Below are 18167 nucleotides of genomic sequence, written 5' to 3' on the forward strand. Positions count from 1 at the left end.
TGGAGCAACATTACCGGGCTAAGGCGGCGATAGCCTCTATGGCGTAACGCCTGGCCTCGGCATCTAACATCAGGATATCGTCAATCGAGGTCAATGTCGCGGCCGGCACTCGACCTAGACACAATTCATTCACTCTGGCGATATCGGTAAACTTCAGCTGCTGCCCAAGGAAGGCCTCGACGGCGATCTCATTGGCGGCATTCAACACTGTCGTTGCCTCCTGTCCCTGGGCACTGGCGGCCATCGCCAGCGCTAAACAGGGGAAACGTTCGAAATCAGGTTCATGGAAGCTTAATTGTCCGACTTTGAAAAAATCCAAAGGTTCAACCCCGGAGGCAATTCTCTGCGGATAGGCTAAACAATGTGCAATAGGCGTACACATATCCGGGTTACCCATCTGCGCCACCACAGAGCCATCCACATACTGCACCATGGAATGGATCACGCTCTGGGGATGGATCACCACCTTCAACTGCTCTGGCCCGGCATTGAACAACCAGCGCGCCTCTATGTACTCCAGCCCCTTGTTCATCATGGTGGCCGAGTCGACGGAGATCTTGGGCCCCATGGACCAGTTGGGATGTTTACAGGCCTGGGCCGGTGTCATGGTCGCGAGAGTCATCAAGTCCGACGTCAGGAAAGGCCCACCGGATCCTGTGAGCAAGATATGTGAGACACCGGCAGTGTCGAGATCGCAATGCCCCAGATGGGATTGCACCAACTCAGGCAGGCATTGGAAAATAGCGTTATGCTCGCTGTCGACCGGCAGCACCAGAGCGCCTGAGGCCTTGGCGGCATCGATAAACAGTCTGCCGGACATGACCAAGGCTTCCTTGTTGGCCAGCAAGACGCGCTTACCCGCCTTGACGGCCTCGAAGGTCGGCAGCAGCCCGGCAGCCCCCACTATCGCCGCCATCACGGTATCGACGTCCGGGCTGCGCATCAGGCCGAGTAAGTCAGGCGTTCCCGTGGTCACCTGGACCTTCATGGCCGCAGGCAGCCGAGACCTGAGCGAGGCGGCGGCGCTCTCATCCACCATATGCGCGATAACCGGCTTATGCTCGAGGCATAGGGCCAACATCTTATCGACACTGGCATTCGCCACCAAGGCATAGGCGCGATAGGCCTGCGGATTTCGTGAGATAACACTCAAGGTGCTGGCACCTATTGAGCCGGTTGCTCCCAAAATCACCAAATTTTGCATAGCGTTACATCCAGAATGCAAGATAAATCAAGGTAAATACCGGCAAGGCCGCGGTCAGGCTGTCGATACGATCCAGTACACCGCCATGACCGGGTAAAATCGTTCCCGAGTCTTTGATGCAGGCGACACGCTTAAACATGCTTTCGGACAAATCCCCCAGCGCCGAAGCCAAGGCGGTAAACAGGGTGACCCCGATAACCAGTCCGAGTTCCTGTTCGGGTGATACATACATGACACCTGCCACCACCAACATGGTGGTCAACAGGCCGCCGGCGAGTCCTTCCAACGTCTTGGCCGGGCTCACCTTAGGCATGAGTTTGATTCTGCCGAACGTCTTGCCGGCGAAATAAGCGCCCGAATCCGTCGCCCAAACCACCAGCATCACCAGGAAGACCAGGGTGCCGCCATAATATGGCTGGGACAGGGTATCCAGGGATTTAAGCGCTATCAGCGAGGCGAAACAAGGTAACAGGGTCAACTGGCCAAACATGGACTTGAGCATGGGGCTGGTTTGCCACAAACGCCCGCTGTTGGGGAACGAGACCACAAGCAACAAGGCGACAGCCCACCAGATGGCCCCGAGAGAAATCACCGCTAAAAACACCGGATGCAGCTGCCCCTTGAACCACAAGCTGTCGATGGGGACCAAAAGGTTCAGCGCGACGAGCAGTATCCCCATGGTGGCGGTGAAACTCCATTGGGTGACCTTAGACTCACAGTCGATGATCCTGCCCCATTCCTTGGCGGCAATCAAAAATACCGCCACCAGGGCCCAGGAGAAATAATTTGCGGGGAGCAAAAATATCGCCCCCAACACCAATGGGACTAACCAAATTGCTGTTATTATTCGTTGTTTTAGCAAAAAAATTTCCTCATGAAATTTTATAAGGTGCGCATTTCATCGATCTGATTGCCGGTCAAACCGAAACGTCGCTGACGACTGGAAAAAATACTGATCGCTTGCTGAAATGCTTGCTCATCGAAATCCGGCCACAGGGTGTCGGTAAATACCAACTCGGCATATGCCGCCTGCCAGAGCACAAAATTGCTGATGCGATAGTCTCCGCCGGTGCGGATCATTAAATCAACTTCGCTCTGATTTTGCATGCATAAATGTTCACTCAAAGCGGCTTCGGTGAACTGACTGCTGGTCATTTCGCCATTTTCAACTTTGACAGCCAACTTCTGCGCTGCCTGTAAAATATCCCAACGGCCACCATAGTTGGCGGCAACATTGAGCACCAGCCCAGTATTCGGCGCCGTTTTCTCCACGGCGCTGGCAATCTGCTTCTGCAGGCGCGCCGAAAAGCGGCTGATATCACCTATGATGTTCAATCTGACCTGATTCTTATGCAACAGCTTAAGTTCACGTTGCAGCACAGTGAAGAACAGCTCCATCAGCAGGCTGACTTCCTTATCCGGCCTGCGCCAGTTTTCACTGGAAAAGGCGAATAATGTCAGTGACTTAACTCCGAGCTGACTGGCAGTGCTCACGGCCCGGCGTACCGCCTTGACTCCGGCCTTATGCCCCATGACTCTGGGCTTACCCTGCATCTGGGCCCAGCGGCCATTACCGTCCATTATGATGGCAACGTGCCGAGGGATGGGCAGATTGACCAGCTCTGGCAGTTGTTCCGACAACTCAGATGAAGTCTGGCGCTGCTCACTGGCTGGCCCAGAATCTTGTCCAAAGTCCACTGTGGATGACATCTATTATGACCCTTTTAAATAGACAAACGCCGTGTAGTATACCCCTACACGGCGCATCAACTCTAGCTTATCGAGCCGGAGTTTAGACTTCCATCAGCTCAACTTCTTTCGCCGCCAGGATCTCATCGATCTTCTTGATGTGTGCGTCGGTAAACTTCTGCACTTCATCTTCACTGCGGCGAACATCATCTTCGGTGCATTCTTTAGCTTTCTCAAGCTTTTTCACTTCAGAAATCGCATCGCGACGCACGTTACGTATGGCGACCCGGCCATTTTCGGCCTCGGCACGCACTACCTTGATAAAGTCTTTACGGCGCTCTTCGGTCAATGCCGGCAGAGGAATACGCATGGTCGCGCCGGCCGTCATGGGGTTCAATCCCAGATCGGACGTCATGATGGCTTTTTCTACGGCTTGGATCATGCTGCGATCGAAGACGCTGACAGACAGAGTACGGGAGTCTTCAATACCAACGTTGGCCACCTGATTCAAAGGTGTCATGGCACCATAGTAAGAGACCTGGATCGAATCCAGCAGGCTTGGATGAGCACGGCCGGTACGGACTTTTGCCATTTGGTTCTTGGTGGCTTCGACGCATTTACCCATGCGTTCCTGGGCATCTTGCTTAATATCTTCAATCACGTTAAATGTCCTTCTGGGTCACTAAAAACTTATTTCGCTTTGATCATCGTGCCTTCTTCTTCACCCATGATGACACGACGCAGGGCGCCGGGTTTATTCATGTTGAAGACCAAGATAGGCATGTCATGGTCCCGCGCCATGGTAAAGGCGGCCAAGTCCATCACTTTCAATTCTTTATCCAGTACTTCAGTGTAACTGAGTTCGTCGTACTTGACTGCATCGGCATTCTTCATAGGATCGTCTGAATAGACGCCGTCGACCTTGGTGCCCTTGAGCACGACTTCGGCTTCGATTTCAATACCGCGCAGACAGGCGGCAGAATCTGTGGTGCAGAAAGGATTGCCGGTACCCGCAGCAAAAATCACCACACGGCCAGACTTGAGCAGGCTGATGGCTTCTGCCCAGTTATAGTCGTCACATACGCCCTTCAGGGGGATGGCCGACATCAGGCGCGCATTGACATAGGCACGGTGCAAGGCGTCACGCATGGCCAGGCCGTTCATGACAGTTGCCAGCATACCCATGTGATCGCCCACCACGCGGTTCATGCCGGCTTTTGCCAGGCCTTCACCACGAAACAGGTTACCACCACCAATCACCACACCCACTTGAATACCCAGCTCAACCAGCTCTTTAACTTCCTGGGCCATGCGGTCCAGTACTTTGGGATCGATACCGAAGCCTTCTTCACCCATAAGTGCTTCGCCACTTAATTTCAGAAGAATACGTCTAAAGGCAGGTTTTGGATTGGTGCTCATAATTTTATCCTGGTCATAACAAGACCGCAGCAATTGCCGCGGTCTTGGGGGTATGTAGAGAGTGGCGATTAAGCCTTTTTAGAAGCCGCGATTTGGGCAGCAACTTCGGCTGCAAAATCTTCTTCTTTTTTCTCAATACCTTCACCCACTTCCAAACGAATGAAGTTAGTTACCTTAGCGCCTTTCTCTTTAAGAATTTCGCCAACGGTTTTCTTAGGTTCCATGATGTAAGCTTGACCAGTCAGAGAAATCTCACCGGTGAACTTCTTCATACGACCGACAACCATCTTCTCAGCGATCTCGGCAGGCTTGCCTTCGTTCATTGCGATTTCGATTTGCAGTGCTTGCTCTCTGGCAACAAGTTCAGCAGGTACGTCTTCAGGGTTAACGAATTCTGGCTTAGAAGCAGCAACGTGCATTGCGATATGCTTTAAGGTTTCTTCGTCAGCTTCACCTGCGACAACAACACCGATACGCTCACCGTGACGGTAAGAAGCCAGGTTTGCACCGTCAATGTACTCGACGCGACGTACGTTGATGTTTTCACCGATTTTAGCAACCAGCGCAACACGGGTTTCTTCAAACTGTGCTTTCAAGTCTTCGATAGAAACTTTAGATGCAGCGGCAACGTCCAGTACGGCGTTGGCGAATGCAAGGAAGTTTGAGTCTTTTGCAACGAAGTCGGTTTGGCAGTTAACTTCTAACAAGGCAGCGAAACCTTCGCCATTCTTGATTAGGATAGTACCGTCGGCAGCGATGTTACCTGCTTTCTTAGCGGCCTTGGCAGCACCACTCTTACGCATGTTATCAATCGCCAGTTCGATATCACCGTTAGTTTCAGTCAGGGCGTTTTTACAATCCATCATGCCAGCGCCAGTGCGCTCGCGCAGTTCTTTAACTTGGGCAGCAGTAATTGCCATTGTTAAATCCTCTATAAAAAATCGACAAATTTGCAGATATAAAACAGGGGCCGTTAGGCCCCTGTTAACCAATCATAAATCTTGGTTAATAAGGGCGATGTAATCACCACACCTTATTATTATTCGGCTTCTACGAAACCGTCTTGCTCAGCTTGCACAGCCAGATCCTGACCACGGCCAGCGTTCGCGGCAGCAGCAACAGAAGCAGTGTACAGGCGAATAGCACGCATCGCGTCGTCGTTACCAGGAACGATGTAGTTAACACCGTCTGGCGCAGAGTTAGTATCAACAACTGCAACAACAGGGATCCCTAAGTTGTTAGCTTCTTTAATAGCGATATGCTCATGGTCAGCGCCTATGACGAACAATACGTCTGGCAGGCCGCCCATGTTCTTGATACCACCCAAAGATTTTTCCAGCTTTTCCAGCTCACGAGTACGCATCAGCGCTTCTTTCTTGGTCAGCTTGTCGAAAGTACCGTCTACTGATTGGCTTTCCAGTTCTTTCAGACGTTTGATTGACTGACGAACGGTTTTCCAGTTAGTCAGCATACCGCCTAACCAGCGGTGATCGACATAGTACTGATCACATGACAGAGCCGCTTCTTTGATCGCTTCGCCAGCGGCACGCTTAGTACCGACAAACAAAACCTTGCCTTTCTTTGAAGCAACATTGCTGATGAAAGCCAGTGCTTCATTGAACATAGGCACTGTATGCTCGAGGTTGATGATGTGAACACCGTTGCGAGCACCGAAGATGAATGGCTTCATCTTTGGGTTCCAGTAACGGGTTTGGTGACCGAAGTGAACACCGGCCTGGAGCATATCGCGCATTGAAACTGTAGTCATTTCTCTTACCTTAGTATATTAGGGGGTTGGACCTCCACGCATCCCATGCCTTCGACCCCAGGCTTTCCAGCCGGGAGCACCCCGAAGAATGTGTCGATACGTGTGTGATTTAGTATTTACATAAATAGCCATGTATAATGGCAGCCATATCAGCCAGATTGCGACCCCAGGACCAAGTAATACTCCGCCAGGGAAACCCAATAAGACTTAAACATAACGGCGCGCTTTATACCATAAATAGCCCTGAAGCACAAATTTTTGCGTCAGATTGCGCCGAAAACTGACCCATTCAAGACACGAAGAGAGACTCCATGAGTATAGTCATAAAGACAGCTGCAGAAATCGAAAAAATGCGCGCCGCCGGTAAACTGGCCGCCCAGGTGCTGGAAATGATCGCCCCCCATGTCAAGGCCGGCATCACCACCAACGAGCTCAACGATATTTGTGCTAAATATACCGAAGATCAAGGGGCTATTTCTGCGCCGCTCAACTACCATGGTTTTCCCAAGTCGATCTGCACCTCGGTGAATAACGTCATTTGCCACGGCATCCCAGCAGACAATCCTCCGCTGAAGGAGGGTGACATACTCAATATCGATATCACTGTCATCAAGGACGGCTACCACGGCGACACCTCCAAGATGTTCCTCATAGGCGATGTCAGTGCCAAGGACAAGCGCCTGTGCCGCATCGCCCAGGAGAGCCTGTATCTGGCCATCCGCAAGGTGCGTCCAGGAATGAAACTGGGTGAAATAGGCACCACCATCGAGAAGTTCATCAAGGCCAGCAAGACAGGGCTGGAGAAATTCTCCATAGTGCAAGATTATTGCGGCCACGGCATAGGTGCCGGCTTCCACGAAGAACCGCAGGTGGTGCATTATAAGAACAATGACAATACTGTGCTGCGTCCTGGCATGTGCTTCACCATAGAACCCATGATCAACGCAGGTCGTCATACCACAGTGCTGGACAAGTCGGATAACTGGACTGTGACCACCTCGGATGGTAAAAATTCTGCCCAGTGGGAACACACTCTGTTAGTGACAGAAAAAGGCGTCGAAGTCCTGACGCTGCGCGAGGAAGAGGATTTCCCACGCTTTATCAACCACTAAACTACATCCACTCAAGTTAATTGCAAGGGACTCGATGATTACAGCTCTGTCTGCCAAGGCCGCATTAGTCGAACAGAACTTACTGTTGCTCAATCGCTTTAAAGCCAAAGAACAAGTCGGTGAGCTGGTCAGGCAGCGATGCCAATTTGTCGATGACCTACTCAAACAGGCCTGGCAGGATTTCGGTCTGGATGCTCAGGCTATCGCGCTCATCGCCGTTGGCGGTTATGGCCGCGGCGAGCTGCACCCTCATTCGGATATCGATCTCTTGTTCCTGGTCGAAAACGAGGACTTAGGCAAGCAGGCCGAGGCGGCGCTGGGGCAGTTCATCACCTTCCTCTGGGATGCCAGCCTGGAAATCGGTCACAGTGTGCGCACCATTGCCGAGACCCTGATACAGGGCCGCGGCGATATCACCATCGCCACCAATTTGCTGGAAGCCAGGCTGTTGGCTGGCAGTGAACCCCTGTTTGATGTCCTATACGACAGCATACGCCAGGGGGATTTCTGGCCATCGAGTGATTTCTTTATTGCCAAACGCGACGAGCAGCAGGCCCGTCATGCCAAGGCCAGCGCCTTCGATTTGGAACCCAACCTCAAGACCTGCCCGGGTGGACTGAGGGATATCCAAACCATAGCCTGGGTGGCGATGCGTCACTTCGATGCCGCCAGGCTAGAGGAGTTGGTGCAATATGAGTTTCTCGAGCCCCAGGAGTTGGAAGAGCTGCTCGAGTGTCAGTCTTTCCTGTGGGAGCTGAGATTTGCTCTGCATAGTATCTCAGGACGTGACGAGAACCGTTTGCTGTTCGATCTGCAACGCCAGGTCGCCGAGCTGATGGGGTATGAAGACGCCACCCAATTGGCGGTCGAGCAACTGATGAAACGCTACTATCGTACGGTTCGGCGGGTAATGGAGCTGAACGAGATGCTGTTGCAGCTGTTCAAGCGTGCCACCCTGGGTCATACCAAGGCGTTGGTGATCCAACCCATCGATGCCCATTACCAGAGACGTGGCATCTTCATCGAAGCACTGAACAACGAGCTGTTCAACAATGCCGAGGAAATCGTCAGATTATTCTTGCTGGTGGCAAAGAACTCCAACATCAAGGGCATCTATGCCCCGACCCTGAGATCCCTGCGCCTGGCGCGCAGGGCCCAGACCCAGCCACTGATGGAGCATGCCGGCTGCCGGCAAGTGTTCATGGAGATTTTGCGCCATCCCAGGGGCATAGCCGCGCTGTCGCTGATGCATAAACATGGCGTGTTATCTGCTTATTTGCCCGCCTGGCGCAATATAGAAGGCCAGATGCAGTTCGATCTGTTCCACGCTTATACGGTCGATGAGCATACCCACAGGTTGCTGCTCAACATAGAAAGATTTTCGCAGCCGGAGCAGAAAGAAGAATTTCCTTTGGGCTCTGTGCTGATCAACCAGCTGCCCAAGAAAGGCCTGTTGGTACTGGCCGCTATCTTTCACGACATTGCCAAGGGCCGAGGCGGCGATCACAGCAAACTGGGCGCGGCCGATGCGCTGGCATTTTGCAAGTTGCATGGACTCAACGATCATGACGGCCGTCTGGTCGCCTGGTTGGTGGAACATCATCTGGTGATGTCGGTCACAGCCCAGCGGCGGGATATCTCAGATCCCGACGTGGTGGCCGATTTTGCCGGCAAGGTGCGCGATGCGGTGCACCTGAGTTATCTCTACTGCCTGACGGTGGCCGATATCTGTGCCACCAATGAAAAAACCTGGAATAGCTGGAAGGGCTCTCTGCTCAGAGATCTGTACTTCTCCACCCAGAGGGTATTGGCCAGGGGCAAGGAGAAACCTGTGGATATCCGGGCCCGGGTACGCGAGTACCAGGCCAAGGCCAAGAAAGAATTGCTGCGGCGCGGCATCAAGGAAAAAGATCTCGATGCTCTTTGGCAAAGATTCAAGGCGGACTATTTCCTGCGCCACCAACCCAATCAGGTTGCCTGGCACGCCGAAGCGATACTCAAACACAAACACGACGCCCCCTTGGTGTTGATCTCCAAGCACACCACCCGCGGCGGCACGGAACTGTTCGTCTATTGTCCCGACAGACCCAAGCTTTTCGCCACTGTCATGGCGGTGTTGGACAATAAGAACATCAATGTGCATGATGCCAACATCATGACCTCCAAGGACAATTATGCTTTGGATACCTTCATCATATTGGAGCAGGATGGGGCGCCCATAAACCAGTTGTCGCGCATTCAGAGCATCCGCAAGGGACTGGAAAAGGCGCTGGGAGCAGACTCGCCCAAATTGCCGCGTTTTAGAAAACTTTCGCGTAAGATGAAACCTTTTAATGTTCCGACTCAGGTGAGTTTCCTGCCGAGCAGCCGTCATGGTACAAGTATGATGGAACTGATCGCCCTCGACAGCCCTGGCTTGCTGGCAAAGGTAGGGGATATTTTCTATCGCTGTGGCGTCACCTTGCTTGGCGCCAAGATCACTACCATAGGAGAGCGCGCCGAAGATTTCTTTATGTTGCAGACCAACGAGGGATTGCAACTGGATGTCACCCAGGAGATGAGGCTGAGAGAGGCGCTCACTCATGCCTTGTCACAACCCCTAACGAATTAACTAAACAGGAGAAACCCATGGAGGCTTTACGCCAGCGTATTGAAGCGGCTTTCGAAGCGCGTGCAGACATTACACCGGCCACGGTATCGGACGGCGTGCGCGCCGATGTCGAAACTGTCATCAGCATGCTGGACAAGGGCGAGGCCCGGGTGGCCGAAAAGATTGACGGCCAATGGCACGTGCATCAATGGCTGAAAAAAGCCGTGCTCTTGTCGTTTCGCATCTTCGACAACGGCATCATAGAGGGTGGCGATACCCGGTATTTCGACAAGGTGCCGCAGAAATTCGCCGATTACGACGAGGCGCGCTTCAAGGCCGAAGCCATACGTGTAGTGCCTCCGGCCACGGTACGTAAAGGCTCGTTCATAGGCAAGAATACCGTCTTGATGCCCTCATATGTGAACCTGGGAGCCTATGTCGACGAAGGTACCATGGTCGATACCTGGGCCACGGTCGGCTCTTGTGCCCAGATAGGCAAGAATGTGCATCTATCGGGTGGGGTCGGCATAGGTGGCGTGCTTGAGCCACTGCAGGCGGGTCCCACTATCATAGAAGATAATTGCTTCATAGGGGCACGCTCGGAGATAGTCGAAGGCGTTGTGGTCGAAGAAGGCAGCGTGATCTCCATGGGGGTCTACATAGGCCAGAGCACACGGATTTATGACAGGGAAACGGGCGAAATCCATTATGGTCGGGTACCTGCAGGTTCGGTAGTGGTATCGGGAAACCTGCCATCGAGCTGCGGGAAATACAGCCTCTACGCTGCTATCATAGTCAAGAAGGTCGATGCCAAGACACGTGGTAAGGTCGGTATCAACGAACTGCTGCGCATAGTGGATTAAACTTCACTGCGTCACAAGATAAAAATCCCGCCTCGAGTGGGATTTTTTATGTCCGAAGCGGCATGCAATAATATTTTGTTACAGATAGATACATTCAGCAGTATTTATCACACTCAGATACACTTGAACACAAATAGCTTACAGCATTCAGTCCAGATAGCGCCTTTACTTTCCTATGACACAGCTAAAAGTTAAGTTGCCAGGAGCTAAATATGAAAACGCTAACCACAGTTGCAGCCATCACGCTCACCACCCTCTCCTTCGCAGCTTCTGCTGCCATGGATCCGCAAATAGAGAAAACCCTAATCGCCGTATGTAAAGCGGGGGCCAGCAACAATATTTTCACCTATACCAATACCATGCGGGATTACCGTATCAATGAACAACGCGTGTTCCCAAGACTGGTTTGTAATGACCAAAGTTTCCATCAATTTGCCCTCAGCCATGGCGCCAATAGAACCGCTGCCAAGATTGAACGTTATCTCAAGGGTCGGGTCACAATTCAGGATATCGCCATGAATATCCCTGAGGAAGAAATGCTCAGAGTCTATTTTTAAGCCAACAGCGATTCCTACAGCAAAGTTATGTTTAAGTTCAAGGGCCTGCCAGTCGGGCCCTTGTCTTATATGCGGCGACTCTGCCCTTAAGCGACTCAGCCCTTAAAAGACTATCGTCCTGTTGCCATAGACTATCACCTGGTCGTTCAGCACCAATTGCAATGCCTTGCTCAAAACGCTCTTCTCAACATCCCGGCCGGCGCGCGCCATTTCCTGCGCGCTGTAGTTATGATCTACTGGGATCACATCTTGCTTGATGATGGGTCCCTCATCCAAACAGTTATTCACGAAATGCGCCGTCGCCCCGATGATTTTAACCCCACGTTCCCAGGCTTGCCGGTAAGGGCCGGCGCCGATGAAGGCAGGCAGGAAAGAATGGTGAATGTTGATGATACGATTCGGGTATTGAGCCACGAAGTCAGGGGTCAGTACCCGCATGTATTTCGCCAGCACCAGATAATCGGCCTCATAGGGTTTGATGACTTCGAGCAACGCCTGTTCGTGGGACAGCCTGTCCAAACCTTCATGGCTGACAAAATGAAACGGGATGGCAAACTTAGCGGCAAGTTCCGCCAGATTGGGGTAATTGCCGACCACAGCGGCAATGTCGACATCCAGGCCACCATAATAAGACTTCATCAAGAGATCGCCCAGACAGTGCGCCTCTTTGGTTACCAGGACTACGACCCTCTTACGCTCGGCGCCAACCAATTGCATGTGATTCTGTTCCGGCAGCACAGAGCTTAGATCGTTCAGCAGGGATGCGTCGTCGAAGCTTCCCTCCAGTTCGGTGCGCATGAAGAAGCGTCCCTGGGCATTATCGACGAATTCACTGTTTTTAACTATGTTGAGCTCATGTGCAAAGCAGACACCGGTAATCTTGGCTATCAATCCGTGGGCATCGGCACAATCTGTGATTAATATTTTACGCTCGACAGAGCTGTTGGCATTGGTCTGAGTCACTGACACTGGCTTTCCTCGAAAAATGGACTTGCTTCGAGTGTGCCATAACATGGGCAAATGAACACTAGCCGGCGTGCAATTGAGTAATAAATTTTCAAAACAGAGAAAAACATTCGAAAAAACGAGAAAAACCGTCGGAAATTTGAGGTAAATCGCAATTTAAGTGTGACTTTTGATGAAAACAGCATTAAACCACGGAAAGCTTGTTCCCCGGAACCTGCTCCCCTCAGGTTTAAACCCTGCTAAGCAGCCAGTTCTGACTCGACCGACCTATGCCAATGCAACAGCCAGGCTTTAGCCGCCAATTCGGGCTCCATGGTTTCACAGGCATCAATTTCGAGCCGCTCCGACAAACGCGTCGCACCAAGCTCGGCGAAGAGTGAATCCAGCTGTTTACCCGCCCCACAAAAAGTTTCATAACTCGAATCCCCCAGGGCGATCACACTGTACTTGAGTTCGGGCAAATAAGGTGCCGCCGAGCTAAGGCCATGAAACCAAGGCTGGATATCGTCCGGCAGATCGCCCTGTCCCGTGGTCGAACACACGAGGATCAGATACTCATCCTGAGGCGGCACAAATCCGGCCAGCTCGTCGGGTTGCCACAGCCGCGCCTGATAGCCCAAGGAACCGAGTTCCTGCTCCAGAGTTTCGGCCACAAACTGAGCGCTGCCATAGACAGTACCAAACACCAGATTTACACGTTTCATGTTATACTCTCTCCCGAGTTTCTATTACTTCCAACTTAACCATACGCCAGTGGTTGGCAGTGCCACAAGTCAAGGACTCAGAGCTGTGTGCCAGACCAACAGACGAAGACATCTGAAACAACAACACAGAGCGGCTCATATCCGGCGCAACGGCTATTTCCACGCATTTCAGCAAGGCATTAATCCCCTGCCACAAGAGGTCCAGGGCTTCATTCACTTACAGGCTCTGGTACAACAATCCTGCCGCAAAGATTAGGCCCCCTTGACCAGGTGCGGGCCTTGACTCATAGTCTCCAGAGCCTGCTCCCACCCCAATCCGGCAAACACGGTCAGCCACTCGGGCTCCAACTCAGTCTCTATGCACAAGGGTATTTGTGTCACAGGATGAAGAAAGCTTAACTTCTTGGCGATAAGCCACAGGCGGTTAACGGCAAAATGTTCGCGAAAAAATCGATTCTGCTTTCCATCACCATGGGTGGTATCGCCCAATATGGGATGACGCAGATGCGCCATGTGACGGCGTAACTGATGTTTACGTCCCGTATGTGGGCTCAGTTGCACTAACCCGAAACGACTGGTCGGGTAACGCCCGGAACTGAACGGAATTTCACTGTTCAACAAAGGCTCATAACTGGTCACGGCCATTTGAGCCTCTTTGTTAGGATCGACATCCTTATCACCCAGCTCATCCAGCTCTTCCCTGAGGGCATAATCCAAGGTGCCGGCTGCATGCATGTTGCCGCGTACCAACGCCAGATATTGCTTCTCAACCGAGTGAGCCGCGAATTGCTCGCACAACAGCCTGGCCACCTCACTGCTCTTGGCAAACAACAAGACACCGGAAGTCGGCCTGTCCAAGCGATGCACGGGAAACACATGGCATCCCACCTTATCCCGGGTGAGCTGCATGGCAAAGAACCGCTCTTTGCGTGCCAGGTAACTGCGATGTACCAAGAGGCCTGCCGGTTTATGGATGGCGACCAGGTATTCATCTTCGAATAATATGTCAATTTCCGGTGCAACTTCCGGCGGCTCGCACGCCAACATGGGATCAACTGGGTTCATTTAACAACACATCCAAATCGTTGAGAAGGGCGATCAGGGCCTTATGGCTGGCCAATCCGGCCCAGACATGCTCGCCCATGGGCGCGATAGCTATTTTAGTGGGCAGTGGCTGTCCCATCTCAATCAGCTGATGCATTCGCGGCAAAAAAATAAATTGCAACCAATGCTCTATTGGCATGAGATCGCAACAGAAAGGTGCGGTACTGGCCATGGCGGCCTCGGATGGCCTAACCTCGGACCAGAATTCAAGAGCCTTGAGCTCAGCTTCAATGTCCCCAAGCAGAGCCAGGGTTTGAGCATAATGCATTAACTATCCAACCTATCTCATCCACACGCCCATGACTGACAGTAGCAGCCATGAGGCACTCGGACCGACGCTATACGGGCCCACCTAGTTATTGACCGGCAATAATACCATCTGTGTTCAGTTATCCCTATAATGCCGGTATTCCACGGACGAGTTTCCAGCTCAATTCTCAGCAAAATGGCCAGTAAATGACAGAAGTAATCACCCTCAGCCAATTTTTAACCACGGCAAACACTCAATTTCAGGTCTATGATATGGGCCGCAGAGTCCAGCCTATCGATTTGGCTGCCTTTCATCAGATAGAGTCACTCGCAACCCCCTATCCTTATCCTATCCAGGGCCACGCGCAACTGGCATTGGTTTTCTGGCGGCAGACGCAGGCCCCTTATATCTGGTTTCTGAAGTTACCCTTGGATGAGCAGGGACTGCTGGCCCCGGCACCACGCAGCCAATTCATACGTATGGTCCTGGAAGCTCTGGGACAAGATCCCACCCAACAGCTCAGCCAGGAGCAACAAGAACGTCTGGCGGCGAACCCCTTCAACTTCACCCCAAGCCAAGAGAAACTGGCACTCTTTAATGCCTTGGTACGCAAACAGCTGGGCCAGCAAGCCTCACCGCAATATGAATTTGCCGTGCAGTATTTATCCGGACAGGTACCGGCCAGCGCCTGGCAACATCTGGGGCTACAGGGGCTCGCCGATGTCTGCGTTCGACGAGATGAATTCGACCACTTGGGCCCGATAATGACAGGTTTGGAGCTGGCCGCGCCGGAAGTACAGATTGCCCTATGTCAGTGCCTGGAACATCTCAGCTTAGATGCGTCACTGGCACAAAAGATAGCGGCAGGATTCGAACAGGCCACGCCCCAAAATAAGCTCTATTACCTCAGGGCACTGGCATCCAGGCCAGAGCTGGCCAGAGTCGCCATCGCAAGTCTGGCAGAGCAAGCCAGGCTCGATGCCGATGCCCTGATCGCCATCGCCGCCCGCAATTGGACAGCGCTGGAAGATGATGCTTGCCGCTTAAATTACCTGGAAGCGCTGGCATTGCAGCCTCAAGGCTTTTTTAATCAGATATTTGCTGATATTGTGGCCATTCCTGGATTGCGTGGGCAGCTGTTGGCCGATATTCGCAACCCGGAGCGTAGTAGCCAACTTTCAAATGCCATAGGCGGCTTATTTAAGGCAACGACTGCATGATGACAGACCTGTTATTGATCTTGGCCCTGGTGGTGCTGGCGGCGTTTTTCTGGCAACTGCGCCAGATGGCGGAGCTCAGCCGCCTGTTTGTTGAGAAAGAATGCATCAAACAAAACGTCCAGTTGCTGGCCATCGCCATGGAATCGGCCCGGCCGAGTGTCGGTGGCAGTACAGGCTTATGCTGGAAAGCCAAATACCTTTTTGAATTCAGCACGGATGGGATAAATCAATTTCAAGCCCATCTCTGGATGCAAGGGAGAAAAATCCATAGAATTGAGTGGCCCGTTTTCCCCGAGCCCGAGTGGCTGGATGCGCCCCAGGCCAGAGGCTCTATCGGCGGCAGCTGTGGCTCTCGCCGTAACTGCAACTCGGGAAAGTGTCATTGAGTTTCATCTCGACTAAAGCTAAAAAGAAAGGGCGCGACAGTTAACTGCCGCGCCCTTCTGGTTCTCTGTTAAGCTTTCCCGCTATTACAATGCTCCCTGCACCATCCCTGCGTCTCGATTGCGTCCTGCATCATCCTTGTCGTTCCCTGATAGCTCCCTGTACTTAAAGTACACTTCCTTGTTGCCCGACAATCCTTTGTACGAGCCTGCTTATCCATAAGCGTGTCCTGAGTCCATCCATGAAAATCCCTTTAACTACATCCTGTATCCCGCCATCCAAGGCAGTAGCAGTTCATCCTGAAAGCTGACCGTCCTGGTCGATAGACAATGCCCATCCTGTGGCTTTGTCGCTCTCGAGAGACCTCCCTGTCTGTATTTCATCATCCTGATGGCAACACAAACGGATTTCAATCTCCCTGAGAACTGTCTATATCTTAGTTGGGAACCTGCCAACCTGGTGGTGCAAAGATAACCACCCGGACACCGACCTAAATCCCAAACATCAGAGAACACTCTCAATCCCATGAAAAATAAAAAATTATTTATCTATGGCGGAAAGTTCGCCCGTCACTGAGACTGATTGTCTTACGCTCTTGTAAGCCATCTCGCACATACACTCAGGCTGTTCACCATTCCACATGGGTTGCAAGCAACCCATTCACGCCAACAGGAGACAAAATAAAAGGGCGCAACCTTGTAGGTGCGCCCAATTTATCTCTAGTAAGCCATCCTGCTATCACAGTGCTCCCTGCACCATCCCTGCGTCAGACTGCTTGCCTCTATCCCTGATATCCCTATTAGTTCCCTGTACTCAGTACTCAATCCTTTGACCGGCATCTCCATTTCGCCGAGCCGACCTATCCGTAGGCCTCATCCTGTGCGTCCTGCGAACCTTAATCCCCAAGGTTCATGTATAAGCTGTTCACCATTAAGCCTATACCGCTTCGGCCTTCCCTATTGCCGGGCGAGAGCCAACTCCGTGGCATATTCTGATATCGTTTCGAAACACATCCAGGTGTTTCATGAGTCTACCCTGACTCGATAACAGAATTCCTGCCGTCACCCACACGACCCATTCCTCAGGTCGATTGTTTTCGTCATACGGCAAAAACAGGCGACATGAGAAGTTTAGCTTAAGCAGCAACATTCACAGGTCAAAATTAGAACACTCACTCCGGTGCCCATAGGCCAAGATCGAGACGTTGGGCGTAAACGTTTGTTTATAAATGACTATAATATTAACTACAGGGGAAACACCCAAGAGAAGGACATTATGTCTCACAGCTTTGTGAGACATGTCGCACACGGCAAGCAGACAGCAGCGAATGCTAGTTCTTCGCCCCCAATGGCTTACCCGTCAGCATCTGCCATAACATGAGCCAGTCGGCCACGAAACTGTAGAAGGGGTGTTTGAAAGTCGCCGGTCGATTTTTTTCAAATAGCAGATGCCCTATCCAGGCAAAGCCATAACCTGCCAGAGGCAGATAGACTAGTTGCCACCAAGCCTGAAACCATAAGCTGTACAACAAGATCAACACCACCAAGACACTGCCAAGATAATGCAGGCCTCGGCAGAGAGGATGTTGGTGCTGTGATAAATACCAGGAATAGAAGGTCCAGAAATCGCTAGCCATCTTCATGCCCACGATAAAAAAGCAGCTCGCCCTCTACCTTGCCAATCGTCAGGGAGGTTAAGCGTGTGAAACCATTCTTGCTGAACAACGCTAACTGCTTCGCATTGTTGACGAATACCCCTACCCCATCCAACGCGAGTTGTTCATCACACCAACTCAGGACGGCCTGAACCAGGTGACTGCCATGGCCTTTCCCCTGTTCATTGGGTGCCAAGGCGATAAATTGCAAGATACCGCAATCCTTGCTGGGCAAGTGCTCGAGAATACTGGACTCTTTCTTCATCAAAGCCTGGGTCGATTGCCACCCAGTCCCCATTAACATTTTTAACCGCCAATGCCAGTATCTAGCATCCCCCAAGGGCACTTGCTGAGTGATGATGCATGCCACACCGATCAAACGCTCACCATCGAACCAACCTATAAGCGCTTGTTCCTGCTTCCAAAGTTCATTCAGTTCTTCCCTGATGGCTGCACGCAGTTTCTGCTCGTAGGCAACCTTGTCACCTTTGAACAAGGCATCCATGAATAACGGATCATCATGATAGGCATTGTAAATAATGGATGCGGCTATGCGTAAGTCTTCCGCCGTCAGGTAAACAGCACGGCAACTTTCCAAGATTTGTTGTTCCATAGGCATTATTCCTTGATCCGGATCACAGATTAGCGAAGCAATTACCAATGTATCAAGCTTAAGTGAAAGT

At 51.9% G+C, this 18167-nt stretch carries 19 protein-coding genes; 6 read left to right on the top strand and 13 right to left on the bottom strand.

All coding sequences use genetic code 11. The features are described 5' to 3' along the window. Positions 1-10 precede the first annotated feature (10 nt). From ispC to rpsB, 7 genes are all read right to left on the bottom strand, one after another. Complete coding sequence (ispC, locus tag LZP73_RS02595) at positions 11-1204, bottom strand: 1-deoxy-D-xylulose-5-phosphate reductoisomerase (RefSeq protein ID WP_234232907.1); 1194 nt, start codon at positions 1202-1204, stop codon at positions 11-13. Between the two features lie 4 nt (positions 1205-1208). Next, positions 1209-2066, bottom strand: coding sequence for a phosphatidate cytidylyltransferase (locus LZP73_RS02600; RefSeq protein WP_234232908.1), 858 nt, complete (start codon positions 2064-2066; stop codon positions 1209-1211). A gap of 20 nt (positions 2067-2086) precedes the next feature. Next, positions 2087-2914, bottom strand: a complete 828-nt coding sequence (locus LZP73_RS02605) for an isoprenyl transferase (protein ID WP_234232909.1) — start codon at positions 2912-2914, stop codon at positions 2087-2089. A gap of 82 nt (positions 2915-2996) precedes the next feature. Beyond that, positions 2997-3554, bottom strand: coding sequence for a ribosome recycling factor (gene frr / locus LZP73_RS02610; RefSeq protein ID WP_234232910.1), 558 nt, complete (start codon positions 3552-3554; stop codon positions 2997-2999). A 29-nt stretch (positions 3555-3583) separates the two neighbouring features. Then, positions 3584-4312, bottom strand: coding sequence for a UMP kinase (gene pyrH / locus LZP73_RS02615; RefSeq protein ID WP_234232911.1), 729 nt, complete (start codon positions 4310-4312; stop codon positions 3584-3586). A gap of 68 nt (positions 4313-4380) precedes the next feature. Continuing rightward, a complete protein-coding gene (gene tsf / locus LZP73_RS02620; RefSeq protein ID WP_234232912.1) occupies positions 4381-5232 on the bottom strand; it encodes a translation elongation factor Ts in 852 nt (283 codons plus the stop codon). A 119-nt stretch (positions 5233-5351) separates the two neighbouring features. Next, positions 5352-6080, bottom strand: coding sequence for a 30S ribosomal protein S2 (gene rpsB / locus LZP73_RS02625; RefSeq protein WP_169563234.1), 729 nt, complete (start codon positions 6078-6080; stop codon positions 5352-5354). Positions 6081-6391: 311 nt separating this feature from the next. Between rpsB and map the strand changes: the two genes are divergently transcribed. From map to LZP73_RS02645, 4 genes are all read left to right on the top strand, one after another. Continuing rightward, on the top strand, positions 6392-7192 hold the full coding sequence (gene map / locus LZP73_RS02630) for a type I methionyl aminopeptidase (RefSeq protein WP_234232913.1): 801 nt from the start codon (positions 6392-6394) through the stop codon (positions 7190-7192). After that, positions 7167-9803 (top strand): bifunctional uridylyltransferase/uridylyl-removing protein GlnD, encoded by a 2637-nt coding sequence (glnD, locus tag LZP73_RS02635; RefSeq protein ID WP_326490330.1) that lies wholly within the window; start codon positions 7167-7169, stop codon positions 9801-9803. The genes map and glnD overlap by 26 nt, the downstream gene beginning before the upstream one ends. Positions 9804-9820: 17 nt before the next feature. Continuing rightward, positions 9821-10645: a 2,3,4,5-tetrahydropyridine-2,6-dicarboxylate N-succinyltransferase gene (dapD, locus tag LZP73_RS02640; RefSeq protein WP_234232915.1), complete on the top strand. Its 825-nt coding sequence runs from the start codon at positions 9821-9823 to the stop codon at positions 10643-10645. Between the two features lie 212 nt (positions 10646-10857). Continuing rightward, entirely contained in the window at positions 10858-11202 is a 345-nt protein-coding gene (locus LZP73_RS02645; RefSeq protein WP_234232916.1) for a DUF3718 domain-containing protein, read from the top strand. Between the two features lie 102 nt (positions 11203-11304). On the opposite strand, the gene purU is transcribed toward LZP73_RS02645, so the two are convergent. The 4 genes from purU to LZP73_RS02665 form a co-directional block, all read right to left on the bottom strand. Beyond that, a complete protein-coding gene (gene purU / locus LZP73_RS02650) occupies positions 11305-12171 on the bottom strand; it encodes a formyltetrahydrofolate deformylase (RefSeq protein WP_442800706.1) in 867 nt (288 codons plus the stop codon). 236 nt (positions 12172-12407) lie between these two features. Next, positions 12408-12872, bottom strand: a complete 465-nt coding sequence (locus LZP73_RS02655) for a flavodoxin (protein ID WP_234232918.1) — start codon at positions 12870-12872, stop codon at positions 12408-12410. Positions 12873-13124: 252 nt separating this feature from the next. Next, a complete protein-coding gene (gene truC / locus LZP73_RS02660) occupies positions 13125-13937 on the bottom strand; it encodes a tRNA pseudouridine(65) synthase TruC (RefSeq protein WP_234232919.1) in 813 nt (270 codons plus the stop codon). Then, the gene (locus LZP73_RS02665; RefSeq protein ID WP_234232920.1) at positions 13924-14244 is read right to left on the bottom strand and encodes a YqcC family protein; all 321 of its coding nucleotides are present in this window, start codon (positions 14242-14244) and stop codon (positions 13924-13926) included. Before LZP73_RS02665 ends, truC begins: the two co-directional genes overlap by 14 nt. 188 nt (positions 14245-14432) lie before the next feature. Here LZP73_RS02665 and LZP73_RS02670 point away from each other — a divergent pair, with 188 nt between their 5' ends. Together LZP73_RS02670 and LZP73_RS02675 are read left to right on the top strand one after the other, a co-directional pair. After that, complete coding sequence (locus LZP73_RS02670) at positions 14433-15446, top strand: DUF3549 family protein (protein ID WP_234232921.1); 1014 nt, start codon at positions 14433-14435, stop codon at positions 15444-15446. Next, on the top strand, positions 15443-15832 hold the full coding sequence (locus LZP73_RS02675) for a DUF3301 domain-containing protein (protein ID WP_234232922.1): 390 nt from the start codon (positions 15443-15445) through the stop codon (positions 15830-15832). Before LZP73_RS02670 ends, LZP73_RS02675 begins: the two co-directional genes overlap by 4 nt. 1328 nt (positions 15833-17160) lie before the next feature. Here LZP73_RS02675 and LZP73_RS02680 read toward each other — a convergent pair. Continuing rightward, on the bottom strand, positions 17161-17466 hold the full coding sequence (locus LZP73_RS02680; RefSeq protein ID WP_442800707.1) for an Mpo1-like protein: 306 nt from the start codon (positions 17464-17466) through the stop codon (positions 17161-17163). After that, entirely contained in the window at positions 17459-18097 is a 639-nt protein-coding gene (locus LZP73_RS02685; RefSeq protein WP_234232924.1) for a GNAT family N-acetyltransferase, read from the bottom strand. Before LZP73_RS02685 ends, LZP73_RS02680 begins: the two co-directional genes overlap by 8 nt. Positions 18098-18167: the final 70 nt, after the last annotated feature.

It is taken from the genome of Shewanella sp. AS16, assembly GCF_021412365.1.
GTDB lineage: Bacteria > Pseudomonadota > Gammaproteobacteria > Enterobacterales > Shewanellaceae > Shewanella > Shewanella salipaludis.

What these genes read in the sequence shown, in the direction of transcription:
- LZP73_RS02675 (WP_234232922.1), top strand. Translation starts at nt 15,443, where the DNA reads ATGATGACAGACCTGTTATTGATCTTGGCCCTGGTGGTGCTGGCGGCG.
- LZP73_RS02665 (WP_234232920.1), bottom strand. Translation starts at nt 14,244, where the DNA reads ATGCATTATGCTCAAACCCTGGCTCTGCTTGGGGACATTGAAGCTGAG.
- LZP73_RS02645 (WP_234232916.1), top strand. Translation starts at nt 10,858, where the DNA reads ATGAAAACGCTAACCACAGTTGCAGCCATCACGCTCACCACCCTCTCC.
- truC (WP_234232919.1), bottom strand. Translation starts at nt 13,937, where the DNA reads ATGAACCCAGTTGATCCCATGTTGGCGTGCGAGCCGCCGGAAGTTGCA.
- LZP73_RS02685 (WP_234232924.1), bottom strand. Translation starts at nt 18,097, where the DNA reads ATGGAACAACAAATCTTGGAAAGTTGCCGTGCTGTTTACCTGACGGCG.
- ispC (WP_234232907.1), bottom strand. Translation starts at nt 1,204, where the DNA reads ATGCAAAATTTGGTGATTTTGGGAGCAACCGGCTCAATAGGTGCCAGC.
- rpsB (WP_169563234.1), bottom strand. Translation starts at nt 6,080, where the DNA reads ATGACTACAGTTTCAATGCGCGATATGCTCCAGGCCGGTGTTCACTTC.
- LZP73_RS02605 (WP_234232909.1), bottom strand. Translation starts at nt 2,914, where the DNA reads ATGTCATCCACAGTGGACTTTGGACAAGATTCTGGGCCAGCCAGTGAG.
- pyrH (WP_234232911.1), bottom strand. Translation starts at nt 4,312, where the DNA reads ATGAGCACCAATCCAAAACCTGCCTTTAGACGTATTCTTCTGAAATTA.
- LZP73_RS02670 (WP_234232921.1), top strand. Translation starts at nt 14,433, where the DNA reads ATGACAGAAGTAATCACCCTCAGCCAATTTTTAACCACGGCAAACACT.
- map (WP_234232913.1), top strand. Translation starts at nt 6,392, where the DNA reads ATGAGTATAGTCATAAAGACAGCTGCAGAAATCGAAAAAATGCGCGCC.
- LZP73_RS02680 (WP_442800707.1), bottom strand. Translation starts at nt 17,466, where the DNA reads ATGGCTAGCGATTTCTGGACCTTCTATTCCTGGTATTTATCACAGCAC.
- tsf (WP_234232912.1), bottom strand. Translation starts at nt 5,232, where the DNA reads ATGGCAATTACTGCTGCCCAAGTTAAAGAACTGCGCGAGCGCACTGGC.
- dapD (WP_234232915.1), top strand. Translation starts at nt 9,821, where the DNA reads ATGGAGGCTTTACGCCAGCGTATTGAAGCGGCTTTCGAAGCGCGTGCA.
- LZP73_RS02655 (WP_234232918.1), bottom strand. Translation starts at nt 12,872, where the DNA reads ATGAAACGTGTAAATCTGGTGTTTGGTACTGTCTATGGCAGCGCTCAG.